This is a genomic window from Clostridium bornimense (genome assembly GCF_018917145.1).
GTDB classification, from domain to species: Bacteria; Bacillota; Clostridia; order Clostridiales; family Clostridiaceae; genus Clostridium_AN; species Clostridium_AN bornimense_A.
In genome coordinates, this window is sequence record NZ_JAHLOD010000102.1 from 1 (window position 1) to 3231 (window position 3231).

The 3231-nt window shown below is 27.4% G+C and carries 4 protein-coding genes, 1 tRNA gene and 1 rRNA gene; 5 read left to right on the forward strand and 1 reads right to left on the reverse strand.

Annotation, left to right across the window (positions count from 1 at the left end; genetic code table 11):
• A 5S ribosomal RNA gene (gene rrf, locus KQI30_RS16585) occupies window positions 1–118 on the forward strand.
• 5 nt (window positions 119–123) lie between these two features.
• Window positions 124–199, forward strand: a tRNA-Lys gene (locus KQI30_RS16590).
• Window positions 200–447: 248 nt separating this feature from the next.
• On the opposite strand, the gene KQI30_RS16595 is transcribed toward KQI30_RS16590, so the two are convergent.
• Window positions 448–936, reverse strand: coding sequence for a LysM peptidoglycan-binding domain-containing protein (locus KQI30_RS16595; RefSeq protein ID WP_216464458.1), 489 nt, complete (start codon window positions 934–936; stop codon window positions 448–450).
• 131 nt (window positions 937–1067) lie between these two features.
• On the opposite strand from KQI30_RS16595, the gene KQI30_RS16600 reads away from it, so the two are divergent.
• The 3 genes from KQI30_RS16600 to KQI30_RS16610 all read left to right on the forward strand — a co-directional run bounded on the left by KQI30_RS16600 (window position 1068) and on the right by KQI30_RS16610 (window position 3049).
• Entirely contained in the window at window positions 1068–1364 is a 297-nt protein-coding gene (locus KQI30_RS16600) for a hypothetical protein (RefSeq protein WP_216464459.1), read from the forward strand.
• Window positions 1364–1813, forward strand: a complete 450-nt coding sequence (locus KQI30_RS16605; RefSeq protein WP_216464460.1) for a VanZ family protein — start codon at window positions 1364–1366, stop codon at window positions 1811–1813. The genes KQI30_RS16600 and KQI30_RS16605 overlap by 1 nt, the downstream gene beginning before the upstream one ends.
• Before the next feature lie 93 nt (window positions 1814–1906).
• A complete protein-coding gene (locus KQI30_RS16610; protein WP_216464461.1) occupies window positions 1907–3049 on the forward strand; it encodes a pyridoxal-phosphate-dependent aminotransferase family protein in 1143 nt (380 codons plus the stop codon).
• The last annotated feature ends 182 nt before the right edge of the window (window positions 3050–3231 follow it).

Below are 3231 nucleotides of genomic sequence, written 5' to 3' on the forward strand. Positions count from 1 at the left end.
TCTGGTGATGATGCCTCTAAGGGATACACCCGTTCCCATACCGAACACGATGGTTAAGCCTCAGAGGGCCGATGGTACTGCACGGGAGACTGTGTGGGAGAGTAGGATGTTGCCAGGTAGTATGGTTCACTAGCTCAGTTGGTAGAGCACATGACTTTTAATCATGTTGTCCGGGGTTCGATTCCCCGGTGAGCCACCAAAAGACTTAGATATTAATCTAAGTCTTTTTTTATTTTTTTGATTATGTTTTAACGTTGATATTAGAATATAACAGCATAAGAAATTTATTATATATTATTGTAAAATAAGATGAATATAAAGTTTTTATTTAATATTTTATAAAGAAAGTAGGATAATCCTCATTTATCATAAATTTTAAACAAAAATAAAAGGTCATTGTAAAGTAATGATATTACAATGACCTATATATGATATAAAAATGGAAAGTTACTTTATTTTTATGGATGATGGAATAGAAATTGTGTCACCAGATTTAATTAAATTTTCATCAGATAACTTATTTCTAATTTTAATATTGTTAATAACATCATTTATAGCAAGGTTAGGAGCATTTTCTTTAGCGATAGAGAAAAGTGTATCACCAGATTTAATGGTATAGTTGATATAGTTAAAATGGACACCTTCTTTTGCTATATTTGTAGAAGTAGTTTTGGATTCTGTTTTATCTGAGTCAGTAGTATTTTTATCATTAGTAGAACTATCTTTAACAGTATTGTTTCCAGTATTAATTGTAGAATTTAAATCATTTATAGTTTTTTCTTTAGCATCTTCTATTGCAGTAGAATTATTATTTAAATTATTAGTAGATTTTTTTATATCCTTCTGTAAGTTAGTAGCATTATTATAAATAACTAATCCACCTATTAATACTAGGATCAATATTGCAGATAGACCTAATACCTTTTTCTTATTCATATTTAATACCTCCCTTCATCTAAATAATTGACAAAAAAATATTTTATATACATATTTATCAGAAAAATTTGGTATAATTTTATTTAATGTTATAATAACTTAGATACATATAAAAATAGGAGGTATACATTATGGAGAATACTATTTCAATATTAATGATAACACTTGGAATTGCAATTGTTGGTGGTTCAGTATTTATGAGTAAGAAAAATAAGAAGTTAGAAGAAACTGCAAACAAAGATATAGTTAATTATTTGAAAAAGAGAATTGTAATAAATGTAATTGTAGGGGCTATTTCAATAATTTCTGGAACAATATTATTATTTAATACTAGTCAAATGGTGAGCTTAGTGTTACTTATAATTTTATTTGTGACTATAATAGTTGGATGGTCTATAGATATATCTTTAAGGAAAAATATAAAATAATGAAAAAAAGAACAAGAAAAATAATTAAATGTCTCTTAGTTGTAATTTTTATGTTATTCATTTTTTATATGTCTAGTAGAGAAGGGGATAAATCTACAGGAGATAGTTCTGCTGTTATAAATTTTATTAAAATATATTTAGGTATTGATTTAGATATGATATCTAATGGAAATGCATCATTTATAGTTAGAAAAACTGCTCATGCTACTGAATATATGGTGTTATTTATATTAATTTATATGGTAACTAAAGAATATGAGAATATTAAAAGAAAAGTTTTATTATCATTGATAATAACAATTTGCTATTCTATATCAGATGAAGTACATCAATATTTTGTGCCAGGGAGAGATATGAGAATATTTGATGTAATGGTCGATAGTACAGGAGCTTTAATAGGAGTGATTTTATTAAAGATAAAAAATAGATTAAAAAAGATTCACTTATGAGTTTAAGTGAATCTTTTTGCGTATGGGTACATTTTTAAAATAAAAAGTTATTAAGTATAATTAATAGTATATGACAGTATAGGAGGGAAATATATGCAATATACTATAATGACACCGGGACCAACGGATGTAAGGGAAAATGTTATGCTTTCAAGAGCAGAAAAGTGTACTAATCCAGATCTTGATATCAAATTTTATGATTTTTATAAAGAAACTTGTGATAAATTAGGTAAGTTACTTAATACAAAAAATAGAGTTAGAATTCTTTCCGGGGAAGGGATATTAGGATTAGAAGCTGCATGTGCATCATTAACAGAAAATAATGATAGAGTATTAGTTATAGATAATGGAATTTATGGAGAAGGATTTAAGGATTTTGTTAATATGTATGGAGGAAATCCTATTTTATTTAAGGGAGATAGGGGTAAAGCCATAGATATTAATGAATTAGAAGACTTTTTAAATAAAGATAGTGATTTTAAATATGCAACAGTAGTGCATTGTGATACACCATCTGGTGTTTTGAATAATATAAAAGAAATTTGTAAGCTCCTAAAGAGTAAAGGAATATTAACAGTGGTTGATACTGTTTCTGCTATGATAGGAGAAGAAGTAAAAGTTGATGAATGGGGAATTGATATAGCATTAGGTGGATCACAAAAAGCTTTATCTGCTCCTCCGGGATTAAGTATTGTTACTATTTCAGATGATGCAATAAATATAATAAAGAATAGAAAACAACCTATAGCAGGTTTCTACTGTAACCTATTAATATGGGAAGATTATTATGAGAATAAATGGTTTCCATATACTATGCCTATAAGTGATATAAAAGGCTTGGCTACAGCTATTGATAATATATTAGATGAAGGTATAGAGAATGTTATAAATAGACATAGTAATATAGCTAATGCTGTAAGGAAGTCAATTATTGATGGCGGATTAGAATTAAATATAATTGAGTCAGATAATTCGAACACGGTTACTGTAGTTAAGATACCAGAGAATATATGCTGTAATAAGTTACTGAATACATTAAGGGAAAAATACAATGTATTTATAGCAGGATCATTTGGATATTTAGAAGGTAAGGTATTAAGAATAGGTCATATGGGTGAAAGTGCTAAGATTGATAAAGTTGCTTATACATTATTGTCATTAGAAATGGCATTAAAAGAATTAGGGTTCCAATGTAAAGTTGACTTAAGTAAAACTTTTCTTAGTTATTTACATTAATCGGGGTTTATAATAAATATTATATTTTTAAAACTGTCACACGAAAAGTGTGACAGTTTTTTATTGTTTAATGAATACCACAGGTTCGACCTGTGGTTCTAAAAAGCTTTTAGCTATACGTAGAAAATAAAAAACCTCCGATGTAAAATAATAGTAGGTTTGCCGACCAATACTATAAGTTA